Source organism: Pseudoalteromonas sp. NCIMB 1079, from assembly GCF_040567695.1.
Taxonomy (GTDB): domain Bacteria; phylum Pseudomonadota; class Gammaproteobacteria; order Enterobacterales; family Alteromonadaceae; genus Pseudoalteromonas; species Pseudoalteromonas distincta.
In genome coordinates this window covers 2,879,677-2,898,692 of sequence record NZ_JBEWZA010000001.1, presented here as the reverse complement: position 1 = coordinate 2,898,692, position 19,016 = coordinate 2,879,677, and the positions used below count along the sequence as shown (strand labels likewise).

Sequence of the window (19,016 nt, the reverse complement as noted above, 5' to 3'; positions counted from 1 at the left end):
GGTAATAGCATGAATCAAGATAAATTACTGTCAGCAAATAAAAACGCAGATAATAACGATGAAATTTTACAGTGGGTTACGTTTAAGCTAGAGGAAGAAACCTACGGCGTAAATGTAATGCAAGTACAAGAAATACTTCGTTATACAGAGATAGCTCCTGTACCAGGTGCGCCTTCATATGTGATTGGTATTATTAACTTACGCGGCAACGTTGTTACCGTTATTGATACTCGCGCACGTTTTGGTTTGCTAGCTGCTGATGCAACTGACAACTCTCGCATCTTAATTATTGAAGCAGAAGAGCAAGTTATTGGTATTTTAGCCGACAGCGTATCGGAAGTAGTTTACTTGCGCAGCTCTGAAATCGACAGTGCGCCAAATGTTGGTACTGAAGAAAGCGCTAAGTTTATTCAAGGTGTTTGTAATCGCGATAATGAATTACTGATTTTGGTTGATTTAAATAAGTTACTCAGTGATGACGAATGGGATGAGTTAAGCGATATATAAGCTTTACCAAATAAATTATGGTGTTACTTAGTATAGCTATATCAGCGTTAGCGGTAGGACTTATATCGCTGGCGTTAATTATTGCATTAAAAAATAAACACGCGAATGAAATTAATGCTGTATCGCAGCAGCTTAAAGATAGCTCTGAGCAGACTCATATTTTGCGCAGTGAAATTTCGGAGATTAGAACCGGGCTCTTAAGTATTGGTAAGCGAGTGCTTGAAGTTGAACAACAAAACCAAGATTTAATGCAACAGCAAGCGGCGCAAAAATACGATGACCCTGATGCTAAAATTTACTCTCGTGCTGTAAAAATGGTTGAGTTAGGTGCAGACCTTGATGAAGTAATACGCGAGTGCGAACTACCACGAGCAGAAGCCGAATTACTATTTTCATTACATAAACAAAAAGGTGCTTAGCGCCTTTTTTTATGTGCGGATAAATTGGCTCAAGCCTTAATATTTAACTTACCTTGAAAATTCTGCCAACCTGGCGGAAATTGACCTCTTAATACATACGAAAACGCAATAAGCTCTGCAATAACATAATAAAGCTCTTTAGGAATTTCTTCTCCTAACTCTAAATGCGACAACGTTTTAGCAAGTGCTGCATCTTCGTGGATCATAATTCCTTTTAGTTTAGCCGCTGCAATTATTTCATCAGCTAATTCACCAAACCCCTTAACACTTACAGTGGGTGTGTTACCAGCTTCGTACAAAAGCCCAATGGCCGATTTATTAATCGGTGTTTCACTCATAGCTAAACCTTAATATTAATAATTGCGTGAGATTTATAGAATGCCTGATTGTTGGCATCGCCTCGCCTTAAATTGAGCTCGCCAACTTGTAAGCCATGTTTAGCTAGTTTTGATCTTAAATTATCTAAGTGAGGGTGAGCAATTACACTTACTTCTTGGCTCGAGGCTAATAGCTGGCAATCGATTGCTTTATCCATTAACTCTGCAGTAATTTGTAGCTGCCCAAGTTGGGCATAATCAAAGTTTAATCTGACAAACCATACATTTTTATCTTCTAATTTACCGGCGCTTGGCTTTTTATACTGTCCAAGTGTTATTTCTGTTTGGGCTGCTTCTGGAGGTAATCTCATCGGTAATAAAAATTGTGCAAGCGGGTTTGTGTCTGACTGTTGATTTGGTGTTGAGACACTTACTTGGGTAAGTGTGTTTTTAACGTGTACGATTTCGCTGGCCAAAGCTTGTACTTGAGCTTGTTGAAGCTGTTCAAGCATTTTTGCTCCCGTGTTACCCATTTTAAAAGTAGGTATAAGTACTTGTAAGAGAGCATCTAAGCCAGTTTGATTATTAAAACTGATAGGCGTTACGGATTGGCTAATCAGAGGCGCAGCTAAAATACTCACAGCCACCTGCTCAAGCCCTTTAGTGAAACTACTTTGCAGCATATCACCCGCTAGTTGAGTGGGCTGTAAAGTAGCAAGTATCTCACGCTGTATGGTTGCAGGGTTTATGTTATTACTTGAAACCATACGGTTAAATGCTTGATTAATTAAGCGAGTTAAATCAGGGGTGTCTTTTATTGCCTTATTTGTAATATCAGTAATTTGACTGCTTAAAAGTTGTTTATTGTAAGCCAGCCTATCTGTAGGGGTTGTGGCATCAGGAAGCTTTAATAATGTACTTAATAGTTTTGCTTCTATTGGTTGTAGCATTTGACTACGAGAGGGCGCATTAGATAACGGCTCAGTTAACAAGGTAATGCTTTTAGTGTTCACTGTGCTTGTGTTGTTTTGATTGTTATCGTTTATTGCAAGCTGTGCTGAGGAGGTGGTAAGTCCTTTAGTGACTACTTCATTGGTAGGGTTAAGCAAGGTGTTCGATTTACTGTTTTCACTAGTAATAAGGGGTTTTAATTGGCTTGCTTTTAAATCACTTGGCTTAGCGCTCGCCACTTCACCTGGGGTAGTATTATTTGTTATTGGCGTGTAGGTTGTTGCTGTGTTAGCAGGTGTTTGCCAAACACTAACACTTCCTTTTACTAGTTGCGTTAATTGTACAATAGGCGGGAGCCTTGAAAAATGCTCTGGCAAAATATTACTCGTATTGTTATTTAACGCAGTACTTACACTTTGAGTAATGTTAACTCTATTTAGCGGTGATTCACTCAGTTGTATAGCTAAAGACGTTTTTTGTTGCGTAGGCGAAGTTGATAGCTGCGTTAACTCAGATTTACTTATTGTAGCAAAAGGCTTATTTTCAAAATATTTAACCGCATCATTAATTCGCGTTTTTAAATCACTAAAACTATTTTGTAACCACGATTTTATTGGACTATTTAGGGTCAATAATGGATTTACTTTAATATTACTCGCAGAAACGGCTACTTCAGGTGCATTGCTTTTTTGCGCTAAAAGTAACTCGTTAAATGGTTTTGAGAATGAGTTGTTAAGCGTTACTTTTATATTGTTTGTATCAGTTTTAATAAATAATTTATCTGCCTGGTTTACTAAATTTACTTTAATCGGTGTATTAGGTAGCTCGGCAAGTTGTTGATTAGTAATAGGTGTTGTAAATGAACCTGACTTTTGAGGATGAGTTAAAATAGCCAGTTTTGGTGTTACTTGAAGCTGCGCACTGGGTAATAAGGCCGCGAGTAAATTAGTAAGTTTAGTTTGGCTAAGTGGTTGCGAGTGAACTGTATCAGCAAAGCGGTTAATAACATTAATCTGTGCGCCTTTATTAGTCGTACTAACAACTACTTTTAAAGGCTGTTCAGTTGTAAGTAACTGGGCTACGTCTTTATTTATGGCAATATTTGCGTTGAGTTTATCAATAACTAACTTGGGAGACGGGGATACAGCAACCTGTACATCCATTGGTTGGCTTTGTACCTCAGTGCCCGTGCTTACATAATTTAACAAGCGCTGTAATTGTACTGGCTGATTTAAAGTAAGGGTTGTACTGTTTGGCGAGATGTTGAGCTGCTTACCATCAGGGCTGATTTGTATGTTAGCACTGACTATTTTTTGCAGGTTTTGTGGTGCGCTTGAAGTGCCAAGCCTTAATGTTTGCCAATGTTTATCAATAAATACATCAAGCGTAATCGAGTCTTTCGAAAATTGGATGTTTTTAGCCGCAAGTACCTCACTAGGTAACTGTGGTAACTCATTGGTCTGGCTGTGAGCAGATTGATTGATAACCAATGAGTTAGATAATGTTATTTGCGTTGGTGTATTCATTATTTTAAATCAAGTTTTTGTTAATCGATTATAAAGCAATATTCGTATTACCCTATCATTATGGTAGACTAACGCCTAATTTTTGGCAGAGAGAATCGTCATCTTGTTACACATTAAGTCCGTCACCTGCATCAAGCAAGATCGTTGTTTGTTTGCGGATCTTAATTTTAGCCTTAATAGCGGTCAAATCATGCAATTAGCGGGTCCTAATGGGGCTGGTAAAACATCGCTATTGCGTATTATTGCTGGCTTTTCTGTGCCTGATGAAGGGTCTGTTCTGTTCCAAGAACAACCTATATCTAAGTACTATGAAGAGTATGCCAGAGAGCTGCTTTTTATAGGGCATAAAACAGGTGTAAGTACTCAGCTTAGTGCAGTTGAAAATGTTCGCCACTGGTTACAAATCAATGGCTACATAAATGAGCCTGATTTATATCCTATTTTAGCGCAACTTGGCCTTGTTGGACTCGAAGATGTACCCGTTAGAATGCTATCTGCTGGACAACAACGACGTGTAGCGCTAGTTAGGCTTTGGTTAAGTGATGCTAAATTATGGGTACTTGATGAGCCATTTACCGCGCTTGATAAAAGCGGTGTCGCCTTTTTACAGCAGCGATTTACTGAACACTTACAAAGCGGTGGTGCCATTTTATTAACGACCCACCAAGACTTAACGACCCACTTTAGTAACTTACAAACGGTTACACTGGAGTATCGCCACTAATGACTCGTCAACACTCTTATTGGTTGCTATTTAGTGCGGTATTTACCAAAGATGTAAAACTTGCGTTTCGCCAGCGCGCCGAAATTGTAAATCCTATTTTATTCTTCTTAATTGTAATTTCATTATTTCCGTTAGCAATAGGGCCTGAGCCCGGTCTACTTGCGAGGATGGCGCCAGGTATTATTTGGGTTGCCGCATTACTCTCTACCATGTTGGGCCTAGATAAGTTGTTTAGGGATGATTTTAACGATGGCTCGTTGGAGCAGTTAATTGCATCCTCTTATCCATTATCGCTAACCGTACTCGCTAAAGTGGCTGCTCATTGGGTGGTAACAGGTTTACCACTTGTATTAATGACCCCGTTGTTTGCGTTGTTGTTAAACCTAGAAAGTACGGCATTAACAGCAACCGTTTTAACATTATTATTAGGCACACCATTATTGAGCTTTATTGGCGCAATAGGCGCTGGGCTTACTGTGGGGCTACAAAAAGGAGGTATTTTGATGAGTTTACTCGTACTGCCTTTGTATATTCCTGTTTTGATTTTTGCAACGTCGGCTATCGATACCAGTACAATGTCACTGGATTATAGTGGGCAGCTTGCCATCCTTGGTGCAATGTTACTTATTGCTATTATTAGCGCACCAATTGCCATATCGTCAGCTTTAAAAGTGAGTGTAAGTTAATGTGGAAGTGGTTACATCCCTATGCTAAAGCAGAGCGTGCATACCAGTTATGCAATACGTTACTGCCTTATTTTGCCGTAGTTACCGTAGTTAGTATGATTGTTGGATGGGTATGGGGGCTTGGTTTTGCACCTGCCGATTACCAACAAAAAGACAGCTACCGTATCATCTTTATTCATGTGCCTTCTGCCATTTTATCCATGGGCGCCTACTCCTCAATGGCAATTGCCGCCATTGTTGCACTTGTATGGCAACTACGAAATGCCGAGCTTGCTGTTATTGCTATTGCGCCTGTTGGTGCATGTATTACTGCTATAGCGCTAATTACTGGCGCTGCATGGGGTAAGCCTATGTGGGGTGCTTGGTGGGTATGGGATGCACGTTTAACGTCTGAGCTTATTTTATTATTTTTATATCTTGGTGTGCTTTCGCTTTACCATGCATTTGAAGATAAGAAGTCAGCAGGGCGTGCGGCTTCTATTTTAGCAATTGTTGGCGTAATTAATTTACCTATTATTCATTACTCTGTTGAGTGGTGGAATACGTTACATCAAGGTGCAAGCATTACAAAGCTAGACACAAAAGCAATAGATCCAAGTATGTTCTGGCCTCTTATGGTTAATATTTTAGCCTTTGCTGCTTTTGTTGGAACAGTGACTTTAATTCGTCTTAAAAATGAAATTTTGCAACGTGAAAAGCACCGACCGTGGGTGCGCTCGTTGTTAAATAAGGGGTAATTATGCAGTTTGACTCTTTTTCTGATTTTATTGCAATGGGAGGTTATGGATTTTATGTCTGGCTTTCTTTTGGTACATGCGCACTTATTTTACTCGGTATTTTAGTGAACTCTTTGAGAGACACCAAGCGTATTATGGCTTCAGTGGAGCAACAAATAATACGTGAAGCGCGAATTAAAAAAGCTAAGCAGGAACAAATCTCATGAATCCAAGACGTAAAAAGCGCCTATTGGTAATCATTGCCGTACTGTTTGGTATTGGTGGGTCAATTGGTTTAGTGCTTTATGCACTGCAAGAAAATATTAATCTTTTTTATACGCCAAGCGAATTAATTGATGGCAAAGGCCCTAACAAAGAAAAACCACATATAGGTCAAAAGTTACGTATTGGCGGCATGGTTGTGCCAGGCACGGTTGAGCGTAATGAACAAAGCTTACAAGTAAGCTTTAAGCTAATAGATACAGGTCCATTAGTGACTGTGCGTTATCAAGGCATATTGCCAGACTTGTTTCGTGAGGGGCAAGGCATTGTAGCGCAGGGCGTATTAGTCGAGCCTAATGTTATTGAAGCATTTGAAGTACTAGCAAAGCATGACGAAGAATATATGCCAGCAGAAGTTGCAGAGGCAGTTAAAGGTATTAAGCACGAAAAACCAAAATACAACTTAGATAGTGGTAATTAGCTATGATCCCAGAAATTGGTTATTTTTCTTTAACGCTTGCCATGGTGCTAAGCGTTTTACTGTGTATTTTTCCTCTTTGGGGCGCGCATACTGGTAATCTTCGATTAATGCGTGCGGCTCCATCTTTAGCAATAGGCCAGTTTGCTTTTGTACTAATCTCTTTTGCTGCACTTATTTATGCAAGTTTAACAGACGACTTTACCGTATCTTACGTAGCGTATCATTCAAGTAGTACGCTGCCTTGGTACTATAAAATCACCTCTACGTGGGGCGGTCATGAAGGTGCTATTTTATTATGGTTAGTAATGCAAGCGGGTTGGACTGCTGCTGTAGCAGCGCGTTCTAAATCATTACCTTGGGTATTACGTGCTCGCGTACTGGGTGTACTTGGCTTTTTAGGTGTAGGTTTTATGATGTACACCTTACTGCTTTCAAGCCCGTTTGAGCGCCTACTTCCTTATTTTCCGGTAGAAGGGCGTGACTTGAATCCGTTGCTTCAAGATCCAGGTATGATTATTCATCCACCATTACTGTACATGGGTTATGTGGGGCTGTCGGTTGCTTTCTCTTTTGCTATAGCGGCATTGTTAACAGGTAAACTTGATAACACATGGGCTAAATGGTCACGCCCGTGGACGATGACAGCATGGGGGTTCTTAGGTTTAGGTCTTACTATTGGTAGCTGGTGGGCGTATTCAGAACTAGGCTGGGGCGGCTGGTGGTTTTGGGATCCAGTAGAAAACGCAGCGCTTATGCCTTGGCTTGTTGCAACCGCATTGCTGCATTCATTAAGTGTGACAGAAAAGCGCGGTATATTTAAATCATGGACCGTATTACTCGCAATTGCAGCATTCTCTTTAAGTTTGCTAGGTACGTTTATTGTACGCTCGGGTATTATTGTATCGGTACATGCGTTTGCTACAGACCCCGATAGAGGCTTATTTATACTCGCCTTTTTAGGCATCGTTGTCGGTGGTGGCTTGGCGTTATATGCAATGCGTGTGTCACAAGTTCACAGTGAAGGACGATACAAGCTGGTATCGCGCGAAGTGGCCTTATGGCTCAATAATATATTTTTAGTTGTTGCTACATTAATTGTTATGTTAGGTACATTGTTGCCAATGGTTCATAAAGAAATGGGCTTAGGTAGCATTTCTATTGGCGAACCGTTTTTTAATAAGATGTTTGCAATAATTTTAGTACCGTTTGCTATTTTGATGGGGATCGGACCACTTTTACGTTGGAAGCAAAACAAGTGGGCTTTTTTGCAAAACAAAATATTAATGGGCGTATTAGCAAGTGTTGTGATTACCTGCGCTTGGTTATTCTCAAGTTACGATTTAGTAAAACCACTTACGTTATTAGCGACAACACTGGCGGTTTGGATTGCAATATCAACAGGGATTGATATTTACACCAAAGCAGCTGTGCACGGGAGCTTAAAAGAAGGCTTAAAACGCTTTACTGTAAGTTACTGGGCTATGGTACTTGGGCATATTGGTATTGCATTTATTATTGCGGGCGTAACACTTACCTCGGCTTATTCAGTAGAGCGTGATGTATCTATGAAACCGGGTGAAATAGCACAGCTTAATGAGTATGAATATCGCTTTGATGGCGTTAAAACTATTCGTGGGCCAAACTACAGCGGTCATGCGGGCGTTGTATCTGTGCTTAAAGATAATGAGCTAGTAACACGTTTACACGCCGAAAAACGTAAATATGACATTGGTATGCAGTTTATGACTGAGGCGGCAATAGATGCCGGTTTTAAACGTGATTTATACCTAGCATTAGGTGAGCAATTAAGTGGTGATGCATGGTCACTTCGCATTTATCATAAACCATTTGTACGCTGGATATGGATTGGAGGTGTGCTTATGTCATTAGCAGGTTTCATGATTTTGTTTGATAAACGTTACCGTACATCAGCTAAAACAGCCCGTAAAGATGTTCCGGAGAGTGTTTTATGAACCGTAAAATTTTAGCTATTGCTCCGCTTTTAGTGTTTGCTTTTGTGTGTGTATTTTTATACCAAGGTCTTTTTGCCAACCCTCGTGAAATTCAAACAGGGCGGTTAGGTCAAGAAATGCCAGCATTTAATTTACCTGATTTAATGCAAGACAATAAGCAGTGGACTAACGAGTCGTTAAAAGGTGAAGTTTACTTATTAAATGTATGGGGTACGTGGTGCCCAACATGTTTAGTCGAACTTGGTTATTTAACTAAGTTACGTGAGCAAGGCGTTAAAATTATTGGACTATATTACGTACAAGGTTACGACGCTGATTTTGATGGCCCGTTTGATATGCAATCACTTCGCAGCGAAGTCACTGATATGCTGCAACGTGCAGGTGACCCTTACCAATTTAATATTTTAGATTTACACCGTACTTTGTCGTTGGATTTAGGCGTGTCGGGTGCGCCAGAAACTTTTTTAGTCGATAAAAACGGCACTATTTTGTTACATCACACCGGTGATATAAATCCGCGAGTATGGCGAGCTAAATTTGCGCCAATTATGCAGGAGCTTAAATGATGAAGTGGTTACTACTTACGCTTAGCCTTTTTGTAAGCATGGGTGCGTTTGCACAGCAAGATCGCTATCAATTTGATAACAACAAACAAGCAATATTGTTTGAAGAGTTAACCAAAGAGCTACGTTGCCCTAAGTGTCAAAATCAAAACATTGCGGACTCCGACGCTGTTGTTGCTAAAGACTTGCGCGATAAAGTGCTCGTATTGGTTAAAGAAGGTAAAAGCAAAGACGAAGTGATTGATTATATGATTGACCGCTTTGGCTATTTTGTTCATTACGACCCACCTGTTACACCAGCGACTTTAGTGCTGTGGGTACTACCTGTGTTAATTGTAATTGTTGGCTTTGGTTTTATTGTTATTCGCCAACGAAAAGCATCAGTAAAACAAACATGGAGCAGCGACGATGAAATGCTGCTAGCGAAGCTAATTGAACAAAATAAACGTCAGGAGCAAAGCTAAATGATTTTAATGTGGGCGTGTTTTGCCTTACTCACACTGATTGCTCTTAGCTTTGTTATGATACCTTTTTTAAAAAAAGAGCGTGTTCAAACGATTACTCATAACGCCAATGCTGAATTAATTAGTATTTATGAGCAGCGTTTAGTCGATTTGCAAACTGATTTAGATAATCAACGCATTGATAGCGTAAATCACGCAGAATCAATTGTTGAATTAAAACGTCGCTTATTGAACGAGCTATCACCAGAGAAATCACTTAACAGCAAAGGTAATAACCGTATTTTTGCTTTAACAGGCGGTGCATTTGTTCTTGCACTTACAGGGATTTTTTATAGTTTTACAGGCAGTCAGCAGCAAATTTCGGCTTGGCATGATGCAATGGATAATTTAGCTGATTATGGCGAGCGTGCTGTAATGCAAAAAGGTGAGCCGCTTAGTCAAAATGAGCTGCAGGCTTTTGCATTGGCGCTTCGTACTAAACTTAGCCGTTCTGGCGATGATGAAGTTGCTTGGATGCTACTTGGTCGAGTGGCTATGTCGCTTAATGAATTTGACATGGCGCAGCAGTCATTTGATAAAGCACTACGTATGAACCCTGATAATATGCAGGTTCTTATTAGTTACAGTCAGGTTTTATTGCTTGAAGGTAGCGAAGCTAATATGACTCGCGCGGCAGGTATGCTTTCAAAAGTGCTAAACGTTGAGCCTACAAATTTAGATGCTATTTCGTTACTAGCGCTGATAGCGTATGAGCGTAAAGATTGGCCTCAAGCTAAAACTGCATTTGAAGTTTTATTGGCGAGCATGGAAAAAAATGATTCACGTTATAACATGATCTCAGAACGTATTGCTGATATTGAGCAGCAAATGCAAAGTGAAGGCTCAGTTATGCCAGTTACTACTACAACGGGTGCTATTGCAGTTACAGTCGACATTGCAAAAGAGCTTATTGATAAACAGCCAAAAGACGGTATTTTGTTTATATTTGCAAAAGCTGCAACTGGCTCACCTATGCCATTGGCTGCTGTTAAGCTGACTAAATATTCATTTCCAATTACAGTTGAGTTGAGTGATAGTAGTGCAATGGTTGCAGGGCTTAACTTATCTAGTGCAGAAAATATTATTATTTCGGCACGTATTTCTATCGATGACTCTGTTATGCCAAGCTCTGGTGAGCTAGAAGGTCATTCACAGGCGTTAAAGCGTGAAAGTGTAAGTGACTACCAACTTCAAATTGATACATTAATACCTTAAGGACGTTAGATGTTAAAACACAGTTTTACTTTTTTATGTTTATTGATACTAGCCGGCTGTGCTCAAGTACCTCAAAGCAAAGTAGATGACAGGGATCCGCTGCAAAGTATTAATCGTCCATTATATGACTTTAATATGGATGTACTGGATGCTTATTTGTTGCGCCCAGTTGCTGTAGGTTATGTTGAAGTAACGCCTGTACCGGTAAGAAACGGTATTGTTAATTTTACAGGTAATATCACCGCACCTGTAGATATGATCAATGCGGGTTTGCAAGGTAAACCGGGTAATGCAAGTGTGAGCTTAGCACGCTTTTTAGTTAACTCTACTGTCGGTCTGTTTGGTATCTTTGATGTTGCAAGCTCACTAGGTCTTGAAATAGTCGATGAAGACTTTGGACAAACGTTGGGTGTATGGGGCGTAGGTGATGGCGCCTATTTAATGCTACCAGGTATGGGGCCAACAACAGCACGTAACCTGACCGGTGATGTAGTCGATAACTTTGTATTACCTGAAGTTGCGCTAACGACTCCACAAACTATTTTAGTATTTGTTTTAAAAGCAGTTGAGGCGCGTGCATCATTAATCCCACAAGAAGGGCTATTAAATGATTCACTTGATCCGTACTTATTTGTAAAAGATATTTACTTCCAGCGTCAAATTTATGAGCTGTACGATGGCAACCCACCTATAAAAGAAGAGCCAGCTGATTTTGATGAAGACTTTTTAGAAAGTTTATAATTGAAGCCAATAATAAAAACGCCAGCTAAATGCTGGCGTTTTTATTGACTGTTTATATATAATCTGAACTTTGGCTAGAGAAAAATAAACTTAAGTATCATTATGATTCAATATATTAGTAAATACCTTAACCAGAGTTCGGGTTACTTATTTTTCGTTAACTATTAACTGCATTTGCTCATTAACCCAAGTGAGTGCTTCATGATAGGCATCAGGAACTTTTTCACCTAGGTTTAGCTCTTTCGTTAATTCGTTTGCGGCTGACCAGTTAGCTTGTTCATAATACTTAACTAAGTTTAAATATTTTGCCAGCAAGCCTTCATCGTTTAATAACGCTGCTTTTATGTCATTCGAAAGTGGAAGCTTTTTCATAACGCTTTCCATACTCTCATCTAAAATAGCATCCATAAGAGACATCATACCGGTTAAAAATGCCATGCCGGTATCTTTAAATTGTCCATGGGATATAGCGAGTAACTCACCAAAACGAGCGCGCGTAAGCGATAGCCTAATTAGCTCTACAGGTTTATCTGCTGATACTTGCGCTGCAAATAATAATGATAATAGTTTTTTAATTTCGTTAGCACCAAGCACTATAAGGGCTTGCTTAATGGTACTTATTTCAGCACGCCTTGCAAAGGCAGCAGAATTTGAATACCTAAGTAATTTGTAAGATAGGTTTACATCACGCTCAAACACATCAGTGATTTTTTTAAGATCCATATCAACGCTTGATGTTTCGTAAAGTAATTCAGCTAATGCCATTTCTGAAGGCGGTAGAGCCTTACTTTGTACCATTTCAGGTTTTGAGAAGAAAAATCCTTGGAAATAATCAAAACCAAGCTCTAGAGCTTGTTGGTAAATTTCATAGGTTTCTACTTTTTCGGCAAGTAACTTAATATGCGAGTGCAGTTTTAAATCATTAAGAACCGTTTTTATTGTATCTATATCAGATGCTAAAAAGTCTATTTTAATAATATCAATAAATGGGTAAAAATGACGCCATACAGGTTGATGAATATAGTCATCAAGAGCAATAGTGTAACCTTTATCTTTTAAATCTTTAACGATAGCTAATAAACGCTTACCAGGCTGGATAGTTTCAAGTATTTCTACAACTATAGTGTCTTTACCTAGTAGTGTAGGGTAACCCTTTGATAGTGTTTCTAGGGTGAAGTTTATATAGGCAGGTTTATTGTCGGTTAAATCTTCTAAACCAAAATTAAACTGGCTACCCTCTATAAGTCGTGTTGTTGCCTCGTCACCGTCTATATCGGGAAATACGTTATCAACGCCATCGCGAAATAAAAGTTCATACCCGATGAGCTTTTTATCTCTGTCTAAAATAGGTTGGCGTGCAGCGTAAAAATACATAAACAGTTCCGTAAGAGTAATCTAATTAGTTATTGTAATAATATATGGCAAAAGACTCAAAATAGCATTACGTATATTTGCTAGATTAATAAATTATCATTAAAAATTAAGGTCTTTCTAGTATTTAATTTATTATATTTCACCAATTCGCTTTAAAATTATTCAACATGAGTATTTTTGTATCAGGTGAGGGCAGCAAGTTGGAGATTTTATTATCAAGCATGATATAGTCAGCGAGAATGGTTTTTACCCCAATAGTGTCTTAACTATAAAATTTTAAGAGTCATTATTTGGATTAAAGCCTATTATTAATAATTATGCGGAGGCTAATTTGGAAACAGGAATGATTATTTCACTAGCATTATATTTTATTGTAATGTTAGGTATCGGACTATATGCATATAAGCAATCTACTGACGATGTATCTGGTTACATGTTAGGTGGACGAAATCTATCTCCAAGTGTAGCTGCACTGTCTGCAGGTGCATCTGATATGAGTGGCTGGATTTTAATGGGCCTACCTGGTGCGATGTTTGTTACTGGTTTTAGTAGTACATGGATAGCAATTGGCTTGGTGATTGGTGCTTGGTTAAACTATTTGTTAGTTGCACCGAGATTACGTGTTTACACTGAAAAAGCAAATGACTCTATAACCATCCCAGATTACTTTTCAAATCGCTTCAATGATAAATCCAACCTATTACGTGTTGTATCAGCTGTGGTAATTATTGTTTTCTTTACTCTTTATACTTCATCTGGTGTTGTCGCTGGTGGTAAATTGTTTGAAAGCTCATTTGGTTTAACTTATGAGATGGGTTTATACATTACAACGGGCGTAGTTGTTTTATATACCTTGTTTGGTGGTTTTTTAGCTGTCAGCTTAACTGACTTTGTGCAAGGTTGTATTATGTTCATTGCACTTATTCTAGTACCAACGGTTGCATACTCTTTGCTTGAACAACCTTTAGAATCAACTTTACATAGCGTAAATCCAGATATGCTTAACTGGATTGGTGCAGGTTCTGCATTAGGTATTATTTCTGCAATGGCTTGGGGTTTAGGTTATTTTGGCCAACCACATATCATTGTTCGTTTTATGTCGGTGCGTAGTGTTAAAGATATGCCTAAAGCACGCCGTATTGGTATGACATGGATGATTGTTGCTGCCATTGGTGCTGTTGGTACTGGTATATTTGGTGCAGCTTATACTTATGAGAACAACATTGTAGTTGAAGATCCTGAAACAATTTTCTTAATTCTTTCTGAGTTGCTGTTCCACCCACTTATTGCTGGCTTTTTACTTGCTGCAATTTTGGCTGCGATTATGAGTACTATCTCATCTCAATTATTGGTTAGTTCAAGTTCATTAACAGAAGATTTCTATAAAACATTCTTACGTAAAGATGCCAGTGATAAAGAGCTAGTTGCTGTTGGCCGTATTAGTGTTGCCGTAGTTGCTATGTTCGCTATTTATTTGGCTTACGATAGAGATAGCTCTATTTTAGACCTAGTAAGTAATGCGTGGGCTGGCTTTGGTGCTGCGTTTGGACCACTTGTATTGTTTAGCCTTTATTGGAAACGCATGAACTTTGCTGGTGCGTTAGCTGGTATGTTAGTAGGCGCATTTACTGTGCTAATTTGGATATATGGACCATTTACTATCAATGGTGAAAGCTTAAGTAGCTTTATGTACGAAATAGTACCTGGCTTTATTTTAGCGAGTATTGCAATTGTTGTTGTTAGCTTAGTAACAAAAGAGCCAGAGCAAAACATCACTGCTTTATTTGATGAAGTAGAAAAAGAGCTTTAATTAGCAATTACTACTTATTTTAAAGTGAGTAGTAATTAATACCAATCCGCAATAATACTTAATCATTTTGCGGGGCTAAACGTGTTGCTACCGGCGTTAAAAAATTCTCATTTAGTACAACTAAATATCGAATTTTTGCCTAGCTATCAACACGTTTTTCCACCCTCAAAGAGATCACTTAATTAAGCGAATTGGTATAATAAAAAAGGGAGCAACTTAGTTGCTCCCTTTTTTATTTAGTTTGTCCCGTTCGAGGAGGGAACATTCTATGAATTAACTTACTTTTTTATCGTTGTTATCTTCAATTGATGCAACGTTATCTGACTTTTTACTTTTTGCTGGCGCTTTGGTAACAACTGGATCTTTGCCGCCCTTTAATATGGTCATAAAGTCATCTTTGCTTTTCGCTATTTCTAAAGCAAGTGATTCAATTTGTTGCTCACTAAGCGGTACGTCTACCTTTTCTAGCATTAGCTCAAGTGATTCTGCTATATCGAGCATCTTATCATAAGCATCAGCTTCTTTTTTGGTAGTAAACGTCATACGCTCGACTCCGTTTCGTTCTACAACATATTTAACAACAACAGCCATGATTTCTCCTGCAAAATTGCTTGGCACCGTGGTTTGTAAAAACCATTAGATTACTGTTTTTATGTACAGTAATGGTTTGGGCGTAAATTTGCAAGCGCGAAGTATTAATTTTTAGGTGTCTTAAATTTGACAAAAAACGGTAACTTTACTTTAGTTAAGCAATCACTTGTTGTACCAGCTGCATTTTCAGGATTTCGGATCATAGTGATAATGCGTTTAGGTACACTTTAAATGATGAGCTTTTCAGTTCCTTACTTTTTGGTTTTCCTGAGCAATATTCAAAATTAAGAAAAGAAGAATAGGGACAAGTTTGATGAAAACGTTAAAAAATTTATTCATAATAAGCTTATTATGCTTACTACCCGCGACTACCGCGTATGCACAATTATCAGAAGTAACTAAGCAAATGCCTCAAGTTGAGACAATTAGTATAAATAATGCCGATGCAGAGAAGCTTGCTAAGCTACCAGGTATAGGTAAGAAAAAAGCGCAGGCAATAGTGGACTTCCGTGAAGAAAACGGCGAATTTAAAAGCGTCAGTGATTTATCGCAAGTTAAAGGAATTGGTAAAAAACTATTAGCCAGATTAGAGGGGAAAATTTCACTTTAATAGCAGTAGATAACAATCAGGGCGCTATGCGCCCTGATTAAATTGTTTTAATGCATCGCTTAAGTGTTTTTTAGCAAAGTTGATTTCAATAGGTGTTGTTAAAAGTGGGTAGCAAAGTCCGCCGAGTATCAAAAACGGGATTAATATCCAACCTTTAAATACTGTGAATATTAAAAATAGTGGACTTAGTAATATTAATTTAATAATACGTAGTAACACTTTATCAGTTGGCGATAACATACTTAAAGAAAGTGCTATTACGTCCTGACGCTTGCGTACCTTTAGGTGCTTAAGCTCATCTAATTGGCTTGAAAAAAATGTGAACATATCAAATCGACTTTTTAATTAATAAACGGCCAATAACTATAATAAATAGTGTTAGTGAGAAAATCCCAAATATAATTTCCATCCAAGCAGGCATGCTCAAACCAACAAATTGCCAATCTATATTTCCACAATCCCCGGTCGCCTGAAAAAAGCTAGGTATCCATTCATGTAACGGCATAAACGATGGGAAGTTTGGTTCAAACTCACAGCTAAATGCAAAAGGGTCCGTGGTGGTTTGCATATCAATATGCTCGCGAGCAATTAAATATCCCCAAACACTCGATACACCCCAAACTACATACGCTAATATACGAACTGCTTTGCTCTGTGGTTTAGTCGAACCTACAATTCCTGCGCCTAATAGACCCAGTACGGCTGTACGTTGATATATGCACATTATGCAAGGCGCCAATCCCATTTGGTATTGAAAGAAAAGGGCGGTCACTTCAAGTAAAAAAACGATAGCTGTAAATAAAAGCCAAGGGGTACGTTGGGTGGGTAATTGCGCAAGCCAGTTCATAAAAATTCCGCGTTTAAATAAGACGTTAGATTATGACCTAGGATAATGTATGCGGCAACAAAAAGGAAAAAAAAGCTACCGAAGTCGCTTTTTATAAGATGAAATTTTTGACCACTCAATGCAGCCTCAGCAGAGGCTACATGACGCTCGACTTAGTTCCCATTGATACATAAGCTTAGTTATATCGCTTACTTATACAACATTGGTACATTGCCTAATCAATTCTTTAAAGTTGCGGTTAGAACGCTCTGTTGCATAGGTGTTCCTTTTTAATGTACTTATGTGTTTTAAGTTGATTCAGCTAGGTATGGTGTAAATAAAAAATACCAATAATTACAATGTACCTACAATGAATATTGCTCTGTATATTTATACATTGTAGCTATATTAGAAAAACCTAAATTTTATTATTTATTAATCTTTAATTTCTACTCATTTGCTTATTAATATACCTGACTTTACTTGTTAGTTATGCTTCCTCTGGTACAATCAGTCAGTTATTCGTGTAAAACGATGAGTGTTGATTAATTCGAGTGGGAACTGGATGAGAATTTTTAAAGCGAAAAGCCCAGCAGGATTTGCTGAAGAATATATAGTTGAATCTATTTGGAACGGCGATTTCCCTCCAGGTTCAATTCTACCTGCCGAGCGAGAACTTTCAGAGTTAATTGGTGTAACAAGAACGACCTTGAGAGAAGTATTACAGCGTTTAGCACGTGATGGTTGGTTAACAATTCAGCATGGTAAACCAACAAAAGTAAATAACTTTTGGGAAACGTCTGGCTTAAACATTCTTGAAACATTAGCGCGCTTAGATGAAGACAAGATGCCAGAGCTGACAGATCAGCTTTTATCTGCACGTACTAATATTAGTGCTATTTATACACGTGCTGCAATTAAGTTAAATCCTGAACGCGTGATTGAAATTTTATCACAAAGCCATGAGCTAGAAGACACCGCTCAAGCATTTGCTGACTATGATTATAAAGTGCATCACGAATTAGCCGTTGCGGGTAATAACCGTATTTATGTATTAATACTTAACGGCTTTAGAGGCTTTTATTCAAAGATTGGTTGTCATTACTTCTCTGATGCTGGAACTCGTGAACTTGCTCGTCAGTTTTATAAAGATTTAACCATTTTGGCAGAAAAGAAAGAGCATGATGGTGCTATTTCTATGATGCGTAAATATGGTCATCAAACGGGTGAGGTTTGGCAAAAAATCCGTGGTGATATGCCCTCAGATATAATGGACTAAGTCTAAGCGAGAAACCTGCATTTGCAGGTTTTTTTATATCTGTAAAATTTAGCGCCACCGTATATGAAATTCTAAAAAGTTTAATGCATAAACCACTTCGATATTTTTAAAATTTCTACTTAGTTACAACGCAACTTACACTTTAAATTAGACCTATTATTTAAGCATATTAGCGCAAGTTGCAAGTGTTCGTTATTTTCGATTGCTCACATCGTTAAATGCGATTGTTCTTTTGTAGTGAATAACTTTAGAATGCCAATTAATTATATGTATGCGCTATTGGTTTTTAATTTTTAGCGCCCATATAAGTACCAGCATTGCGAAAGCAATTGAAAACAAACTCAAAATATTTGGAGAATAAAATGGGTGTATTAGTAGGCCGCCAGGCACCAGACTTTACCGCTGCAGCTGTTCTTGGTAACGGTGAAATTGTAGATAGCTATAACCTTCATGAAACAATTAAAGGTAAAAAAGCAGTTATCTTCTTTTACCCACTAGATTTCACGTTTGTATGTCCTTCTGAACTTATTGCATTTGATAAGCGTTTTGAAGAGTTTCAAAAGCGTGGCGTAGAAGTAATTGGTGTTTCTATCGATTCACAATTCTCACATAACGCATGGCGTAACACTGCTGTTGCAGGCGGCGGTATTGGTAAAGTTCAATACGCACTAGTTGCAGACGTTAAACACGAAATTTGTAAAGCATACGACGTTGAGCATCCAGAAGCGGGTGTTGCGTTCCGTGGTTCTTTCTTAATTGATGAAGAAGGTAACGTACGTCACCAAGTAGTGAACGATTTACCACTAGGTCGTAACATAGACGAAATGCTTCGCATGGTTGACGCGCTAGCGTTCCACACTGAGCACGGTGAAGTATGTCCTGCTGGTTGGACTGAAGGTAAAAAAGGTATGGATGCAAGCCCTGAAGGCGTTGCTAAGTTCCTATCTGAAAACGAAGGCGATCTATAATTTAGCTCTCGTTT

The 19,016-nt window shown here is 38.5% G+C and carries 22 protein-coding genes; 16 read left to right on the top strand and 6 right to left on the bottom strand.

What is annotated here, in order from left to right; all coding sequences use genetic code 11:
• Window positions 1-9 precede the first annotated feature (9 nt).
• Together ABX891_RS13410 and ABX891_RS13405 are read left to right on the top strand one after the other, a co-directional pair.
• A complete protein-coding gene (locus ABX891_RS13410; RefSeq protein WP_002959294.1) occupies window positions 10-507 on the top strand; it encodes a chemotaxis protein CheW in 498 nt (165 codons plus the stop codon).
• A gap of 17 nt (window positions 508-524) precedes the next feature.
• Complete coding sequence (locus ABX891_RS13405) at window positions 525-926, top strand: DUF2802 domain-containing protein (RefSeq protein ID WP_024595394.1); 402 nt, start codon at window positions 525-527, stop codon at window positions 924-926.
• Between the two features lie 29 nt (window positions 927-955).
• Here the strand turns inward: ABX891_RS13405 and ABX891_RS13400 are convergent, their stop codons facing one another.
• Together ABX891_RS13400 and fliK are read right to left on the bottom strand one after the other, a co-directional pair.
• On the bottom strand, window positions 956-1,264 hold the full coding sequence (locus tag ABX891_RS13400; RefSeq protein WP_024606201.1) for an EscU/YscU/HrcU family type III secretion system export apparatus switch protein: 309 nt from the start codon (window positions 1,262-1,264) through the stop codon (window positions 956-958).
• Window positions 1,265-1,266: 2 nt separating this feature from the next.
• Window positions 1,267-3,720 (bottom strand): flagellar hook-length control protein FliK, encoded by a 2,454-nt coding sequence (gene fliK, locus ABX891_RS13395; protein WP_354629717.1) that lies wholly within the window; start codon window positions 3,718-3,720, stop codon window positions 1,267-1,269.
• 103 nt (window positions 3,721-3,823) lie between these two features.
• Between fliK and ccmA the strand changes: the two genes are divergently transcribed.
• The 10 genes from ccmA to ABX891_RS13345 are packed head-to-tail and all read left to right on the top strand — an operon-like array spanning window position 3,824 to window position 11,544.
• Window positions 3,824-4,444, top strand: a complete 621-nt coding sequence (gene ccmA, locus ABX891_RS13390; protein WP_100218342.1) for a cytochrome c biogenesis heme-transporting ATPase CcmA — start codon at window positions 3,824-3,826, stop codon at window positions 4,442-4,444.
• Window positions 4,444-5,130, top strand: a complete 687-nt coding sequence (gene ccmB, locus ABX891_RS13385) for a heme exporter protein CcmB (RefSeq protein ID WP_002959286.1) — start codon at window positions 4,444-4,446, stop codon at window positions 5,128-5,130. The genes ccmA and ccmB overlap by 1 nt, the downstream gene beginning before the upstream one ends.
• Complete coding sequence (locus ABX891_RS13380) at window positions 5,130-5,867, top strand: heme ABC transporter permease (protein WP_002959285.1); 738 nt, start codon at window positions 5,130-5,132, stop codon at window positions 5,865-5,867. The genes ccmB and ABX891_RS13380 overlap by 1 nt, the downstream gene beginning before the upstream one ends.
• Before the next feature lie 2 nt (window positions 5,868-5,869).
• A complete protein-coding gene (gene ccmD / locus ABX891_RS13375) occupies window positions 5,870-6,073 on the top strand; it encodes a heme exporter protein CcmD (RefSeq protein WP_002959284.1) in 204 nt (67 codons plus the stop codon).
• On the top strand, window positions 6,070-6,549 hold the full coding sequence (ccmE, locus tag ABX891_RS13370; RefSeq protein WP_002959283.1) for a cytochrome c maturation protein CcmE: 480 nt from the start codon (window positions 6,070-6,072) through the stop codon (window positions 6,547-6,549). Before ccmD ends, ccmE begins: the two co-directional genes overlap by 4 nt.
• A 2-nt stretch (window positions 6,550-6,551) precedes the next feature.
• Window positions 6,552-8,522 (top strand): heme lyase CcmF/NrfE family subunit, encoded by a 1,971-nt coding sequence (locus ABX891_RS13365; protein WP_354629716.1) that lies wholly within the window; start codon window positions 6,552-6,554, stop codon window positions 8,520-8,522.
• Complete coding sequence (locus ABX891_RS13360) at window positions 8,519-9,088, top strand: redoxin family protein (RefSeq protein ID WP_002959281.1); 570 nt, start codon at window positions 8,519-8,521, stop codon at window positions 9,086-9,088. Before ABX891_RS13365 ends, ABX891_RS13360 begins: the two co-directional genes overlap by 4 nt.
• A complete protein-coding gene (locus tag ABX891_RS13355; RefSeq protein ID WP_002959280.1) occupies window positions 9,088-9,549 on the top strand; it encodes a cytochrome c-type biogenesis protein in 462 nt (153 codons plus the stop codon). The genes ABX891_RS13360 and ABX891_RS13355 overlap by 1 nt, the downstream gene beginning before the upstream one ends.
• Window positions 9,550-10,803 (top strand): c-type cytochrome biogenesis protein CcmI, encoded by a 1,254-nt coding sequence (ccmI, locus tag ABX891_RS13350; RefSeq protein WP_309167087.1) that lies wholly within the window; start codon window positions 9,550-9,552, stop codon window positions 10,801-10,803.
• Window positions 10,804-10,812: 9 nt separating this feature from the next.
• A complete protein-coding gene (locus ABX891_RS13345; protein ID WP_002959276.1) occupies window positions 10,813-11,544 on the top strand; it encodes an MlaA family lipoprotein in 732 nt (243 codons plus the stop codon).
• A 147-nt stretch (window positions 11,545-11,691) separates the two neighbouring features.
• Here the strand turns inward: ABX891_RS13345 and ABX891_RS13340 are convergent, their stop codons facing one another.
• Window positions 11,692-12,918: an EAL and HDOD domain-containing protein gene (locus ABX891_RS13340; RefSeq protein WP_024606195.1), complete on the bottom strand. Its 1,227-nt coding sequence runs from the start codon at window positions 12,916-12,918 to the stop codon at window positions 11,692-11,694.
• 331 nt (window positions 12,919-13,249) lie between these two features.
• Between ABX891_RS13340 and putP the strand changes: the two genes are divergently transcribed.
• A complete protein-coding gene (putP, locus tag ABX891_RS13335; protein WP_149602304.1) occupies window positions 13,250-14,728 on the top strand; it encodes a sodium/proline symporter PutP in 1,479 nt (492 codons plus the stop codon).
• A gap of 273 nt (window positions 14,729-15,001) precedes the next feature.
• On the opposite strand, the gene ABX891_RS13330 is transcribed toward putP, so the two are convergent.
• On the bottom strand, window positions 15,002-15,319 hold the full coding sequence (locus ABX891_RS13330) for a YebG family protein (protein WP_024606193.1): 318 nt from the start codon (window positions 15,317-15,319) through the stop codon (window positions 15,002-15,004).
• A gap of 313 nt (window positions 15,320-15,632) precedes the next feature.
• Here ABX891_RS13330 and ABX891_RS13325 point away from each other — a divergent pair, with 313 nt between their 5' ends.
• Window positions 15,633-15,929, top strand: coding sequence for a ComEA family DNA-binding protein (locus ABX891_RS13325; RefSeq protein WP_354629715.1), 297 nt, complete (start codon window positions 15,633-15,635; stop codon window positions 15,927-15,929).
• Window positions 15,930-15,953: 24 nt separating this feature from the next.
• On the opposite strand, the gene ABX891_RS13320 is transcribed toward ABX891_RS13325, so the two are convergent.
• Both ABX891_RS13320 and dsbB read right to left on the bottom strand, forming a co-directional pair.
• A complete protein-coding gene (locus tag ABX891_RS13320; protein ID WP_010553884.1) occupies window positions 15,954-16,256 on the bottom strand; it encodes a DUF6170 family protein in 303 nt (100 codons plus the stop codon).
• Window position 16,257: 1 nt separating this feature from the next.
• Window positions 16,258-16,776 (bottom strand): disulfide bond formation protein DsbB, encoded by a 519-nt coding sequence (gene dsbB / locus ABX891_RS13315; protein ID WP_354629714.1) that lies wholly within the window; start codon window positions 16,774-16,776, stop codon window positions 16,258-16,260.
• 544 nt (window positions 16,777-17,320) lie between these two features.
• Between dsbB and fadR the strand changes: the two genes are divergently transcribed.
• On the top strand, window positions 17,321-18,034 hold the full coding sequence (fadR, locus tag ABX891_RS13310; protein ID WP_354629713.1) for a fatty acid metabolism transcriptional regulator FadR: 714 nt from the start codon (window positions 17,321-17,323) through the stop codon (window positions 18,032-18,034).
• Window positions 18,035-18,396: 362 nt separating this feature from the next.
• Window positions 18,397-19,002, top strand: coding sequence for a peroxiredoxin (locus ABX891_RS13305; protein ID WP_354629712.1), 606 nt, complete (start codon window positions 18,397-18,399; stop codon window positions 19,000-19,002).
• Window positions 19,003-19,016 lie beyond the last annotated feature (14 nt).

What these genes read in the sequence shown, in the direction of transcription:
- dsbB (WP_354629714.1), bottom strand. Translation starts at nt 16,776, where the DNA reads ATGAACTGGCTTGCGCAATTACCCACCCAACGTACCCCTTGGCTTTTA.
- ABX891_RS13320 (WP_010553884.1), bottom strand. Translation starts at nt 16,256, where the DNA reads ATGTTCACATTTTTTTCAAGCCAATTAGATGAGCTTAAGCACCTAAAG.
- ABX891_RS13410 (WP_002959294.1), top strand. Translation starts at nt 10, where the DNA reads ATGAATCAAGATAAATTACTGTCAGCAAATAAAAACGCAGATAATAAC.
- ABX891_RS13330 (WP_024606193.1), bottom strand. Translation starts at nt 15,319, where the DNA reads ATGGCTGTTGTTGTTAAATATGTTGTAGAACGAAACGGAGTCGAGCGT.
- ABX891_RS13325 (WP_354629715.1), top strand. Translation starts at nt 15,633, where the DNA reads ATGAAAACGTTAAAAAATTTATTCATAATAAGCTTATTATGCTTACTA.
- ABX891_RS13405 (WP_024595394.1), top strand. Translation starts at nt 525, where the DNA reads ATGGTGTTACTTAGTATAGCTATATCAGCGTTAGCGGTAGGACTTATA.
- ccmE (WP_002959283.1), top strand. Translation starts at nt 6,070, where the DNA reads ATGAATCCAAGACGTAAAAAGCGCCTATTGGTAATCATTGCCGTACTG.
- ABX891_RS13400 (WP_024606201.1), bottom strand. Translation starts at nt 1,264, where the DNA reads ATGAGTGAAACACCGATTAATAAATCGGCCATTGGGCTTTTGTACGAA.
- ABX891_RS13345 (WP_002959276.1), top strand. Translation starts at nt 10,813, where the DNA reads ATGTTAAAACACAGTTTTACTTTTTTATGTTTATTGATACTAGCCGGC.
- ABX891_RS13380 (WP_002959285.1), top strand. Translation starts at nt 5,130, where the DNA reads ATGTGGAAGTGGTTACATCCCTATGCTAAAGCAGAGCGTGCATACCAG.
- ccmI (WP_309167087.1), top strand. Translation starts at nt 9,550, where the DNA reads ATGATTTTAATGTGGGCGTGTTTTGCCTTACTCACACTGATTGCTCTT.
- ABX891_RS13305 (WP_354629712.1), top strand. Translation starts at nt 18,397, where the DNA reads ATGGGTGTATTAGTAGGCCGCCAGGCACCAGACTTTACCGCTGCAGCT.
- fadR (WP_354629713.1), top strand. Translation starts at nt 17,321, where the DNA reads ATGAGAATTTTTAAAGCGAAAAGCCCAGCAGGATTTGCTGAAGAATAT.
- ccmD (WP_002959284.1), top strand. Translation starts at nt 5,870, where the DNA reads ATGCAGTTTGACTCTTTTTCTGATTTTATTGCAATGGGAGGTTATGGA.
- fliK (WP_354629717.1), bottom strand. Translation starts at nt 3,720, where the DNA reads ATGAATACACCAACGCAAATAACATTATCTAACTCATTGGTTATCAAT.
- ABX891_RS13355 (WP_002959280.1), top strand. Translation starts at nt 9,088, where the DNA reads ATGAAGTGGTTACTACTTACGCTTAGCCTTTTTGTAAGCATGGGTGCG.
- ABX891_RS13365 (WP_354629716.1), top strand. Translation starts at nt 6,552, where the DNA reads ATGATCCCAGAAATTGGTTATTTTTCTTTAACGCTTGCCATGGTGCTA.
- ABX891_RS13340 (WP_024606195.1), bottom strand. Translation starts at nt 12,918, where the DNA reads ATGTATTTTTACGCTGCACGCCAACCTATTTTAGACAGAGATAAAAAG.
- ABX891_RS13360 (WP_002959281.1), top strand. Translation starts at nt 8,519, where the DNA reads ATGAACCGTAAAATTTTAGCTATTGCTCCGCTTTTAGTGTTTGCTTTT.
- ccmB (WP_002959286.1), top strand. Translation starts at nt 4,444, where the DNA reads ATGACTCGTCAACACTCTTATTGGTTGCTATTTAGTGCGGTATTTACC.